This is a genomic window from aff. Roholtiella sp. LEGE 12411 (assembly GCF_015206995.1).
Lineage (GTDB): Bacteria > Cyanobacteriota > Cyanobacteriia > Cyanobacteriales > Nostocaceae > Komarekiella.
This window is the reverse complement of sequence record NZ_JADEXR010000287.1, coordinates 1-2462: the sequence shown is the minus strand read 5'-3', so window position 1 is coordinate 2462 and position 2462 is coordinate 1. Positions and strand designations below refer to the sequence as shown.

The following is a 2462-nucleotide window of genomic DNA, read 5'->3' as shown; positions in this document are numbered from 1 at the left end:
GCCCCATTCCCCATTCCCCATGCCCCATTCCCCATTCTCCATGCCCTTGTGGATGCAGTTTTTCATTTAATTCGTTTCTTGGATTTGCAGACGTACAGTGTGTTCAGTCGCGCCACTAAGTTGGAGTTCCATGATTTCACCGCCTAGAGGTTCTAAGCAATTGAGGAGCGATCGCAAATTAGGCGTACTTGCACCTGTATCCACATACAACCGATCTGCTAAGCTACCGATGCGTTTCCAAGTCATGTATAATTTAGCGATCGTTTGTTCTATCTGGGATGCTTGATTGACCAAATCAGCAGCTATGCTTAAACAACCAACTCTTTGAGCTTCTTCTAAAGCAGTTTCGATATCAACATCTTCCTGAGTCAACGCCTGAACTTGAGCCGCTCCTTTGAGATATTTCGCTAAGTTACGCGCTTCTGTAGTTACCTGTTTGAGGGTATCCACATCAGGGTTAGCAGCAATTTCCTTCTGGATAAATTTTTGATGGGATTCTGGCAGTTTTTCCATTTCCTTTACCAGTGGGGCGATGTAGCGCGAGGGAAGGGTGTTATCTGCTGCTTTTAACTTGACTGGTTCAGGTAGTAAATCTGAGGACATGGCTGTCCATTCGTCAGTGAGTTGGCGCACTTCCCGCCTAGTGATGCGATCGCCTTTTTGTGCGGCTTCACTCACCATCTGTTGAACTTCTGGGACTGCTTTGGATGTTTCGATAAAGGCGCGTTTGCTGAAGTTGTTGACAGATTCTGGGTCAAGTTTACCGTCTTCTATGAGAGTATCTGCACTATTAGCTAACTGTATCCAAGCATAAGCCTGACTTTTACTGATTTCTCGTTCTTTTAGCCATCGAAGAAAGCCAGTACCGCGTCCGTCACCACCTTTTTTCTCTCTGTCGCGGATAGCGCGTAAAATTCGTCCTCGCCAGATTTCAGTTTGCAAATCAAAGCGATCGCATACTTGCCAAGCTACATCAAGTTGCTGTTGAAAATCTGACTCTGGAATCTGTTCATCTTCTGGATCTGGTAGTTCAAAGGTAAGGTCTGCTGGCTGTTGCAAAGCAGCAGCAAGGTCGTTCATAGAGTCGGTATCTTGCACGATTGATGGCTAACTAGTGTGTGCGATCGGCTTATTATGCCACAATCTGAGGGCTTCGGTGGAGAGATAGGCTGAAATTTCATTAGTTACAAAACCGAAACGCAAACAGATATCGCTGAGAGGATGATAAAACCTCCTAAACCGTTTGTCGTAAAAGCCATTCGTCGCTGAGCAAGGCGTAGATGTACTCATCTTGCCACGCGCCTTGCATAAAATTGCTTTGCTTGAGATGTCCTTCACGCCGCATACCGAGACGTTCCATAAGCCGAATGGATGCTGTGTTACGTGTGTCGCACATTGAGGTGATTCGGTGTAACTTGCGGTGTGCAAAGCCATAAGTAAGTAATACTTGTGCCGCTTCTGTTGCATAACCACGTCCTTGATAGTCCGGATGAAGTAACCATCCGATTTCACCGTGACTTTGTTGTTTTGGCAAGAGGTGGATGTTAACCTCACCAATCATTTTGGCATCGTCTATATGGTGAATGGCAAAGGTGATAGAGCCGCGTTCATCGCCAATCTCCAATACTGCTTGGTGAGCGAGAAAACGCTGTGCTATCTCCTCAGTAATTGGCGGTTCTTCAAGCATACAGGGTAAAACATCAGGGTGAGTTCGACATGCGATAAAATCAAGCAAATCTGTCTCTGCTAGACGACGTATAATCAACCGTTGCGTTACCACAGGTTCCATGTTTTTAGGGACTTCCTTTTTCAAGCTAGAGGCAGAAGATTTAAGAATAAGTAATCCGATTTGATTCGTGAACTAACTCGTAGAGACAGGGAATGGGGGATAGGGAATGGGGAATAGGGAAAAAGGGAGTTAGAAGTGTACGCAGTTTTTTCAAAAATCAAATAGGAATCCTATAGTTATTTATCTATAGCAATTCTTGCAGGAGTTGTGAAAAGTTGTGAAAAAAATTACCCCCCGCGATCGCCGCCCCCCCCAAAGCATCGGGGGAAGTACAGGGGGGTCGCAACTGATTTTGATTTTCAAAAATCAAATAGTATTGCTATAGCTATGATCTTATTAATTTTCTCTTTTGACAATTTAATAAAATATTTTTTTAACTGTCTTAACTGTCTTCTCGAATTTTTTTAAGTGTCTTAACTGTCCTTGCGTTCATCTGAAATCTCTGATATAAAATTAATGGTTAAAAAGTATTTCTTCAAAAAAAATACCATGTCTACCAACACAGTAAAAGCATCGGATGTCAAAGTAGTACCATTCTTCGCCCGATTCTTGGAAGAGCAATCTACACAGTCAGATAATACCCCATGGGCTCAAACAGCCAAGTATCCTTCCGATTGGGAAGAGTATTAAATCAGAGTGTTCTTCATCTGAAATTAAGGGAGTAGCGGTTATC

The 2462-nt window shown here is 43.5% G+C and carries 3 protein-coding genes; 1 reads left to right on the top strand and 2 read right to left on the bottom strand.

Annotation, left to right across the window (positions count from 1 at the left end):
* Positions 1–66: 66 nt before the first annotated feature.
* Both IQ246_RS29415 and IQ246_RS29410 read right to left on the bottom strand, forming a co-directional pair.
* Entirely contained in the window at positions 67–1080 is a 1014-nt protein-coding gene (locus IQ246_RS29415) for a hypothetical protein (RefSeq protein WP_208492360.1), read from the bottom strand.
* 154 nt (positions 1081–1234) lie between these two features.
* Positions 1235–1789: a GNAT family N-acetyltransferase gene (locus tag IQ246_RS29410; RefSeq protein WP_194006807.1), complete on the bottom strand. Its 555-nt coding sequence runs from the start codon at positions 1787–1789 to the stop codon at positions 1235–1237.
* A 489-nt stretch (positions 1790–2278) separates the two neighbouring features.
* Between IQ246_RS29410 and IQ246_RS29405 the strand changes: the two genes are divergently transcribed.
* Positions 2279–2419, top strand: coding sequence for a microviridin/marinostatin family tricyclic proteinase inhibitor (locus tag IQ246_RS29405; protein WP_194006806.1), 141 nt, complete (start codon positions 2279–2281; stop codon positions 2417–2419).
* Positions 2420–2462 lie beyond the last annotated feature (43 nt).

Coding starts and splice junctions, on each gene's coding strand:
- IQ246_RS29410 (WP_194006807.1), bottom strand. CDS start 1,789: ATGGAACCTGTGGTAACGCAACGGTTGATTATACGTCGTCTAGCAGAG.
- IQ246_RS29405 (WP_194006806.1), top strand. CDS start 2,279: ATGTCTACCAACACAGTAAAAGCATCGGATGTCAAAGTAGTACCATTC.
- IQ246_RS29415 (WP_208492360.1), bottom strand. CDS start 1,080: ATGAACGACCTTGCTGCTGCTTTGCAACAGCCAGCAGACCTTACCTTT.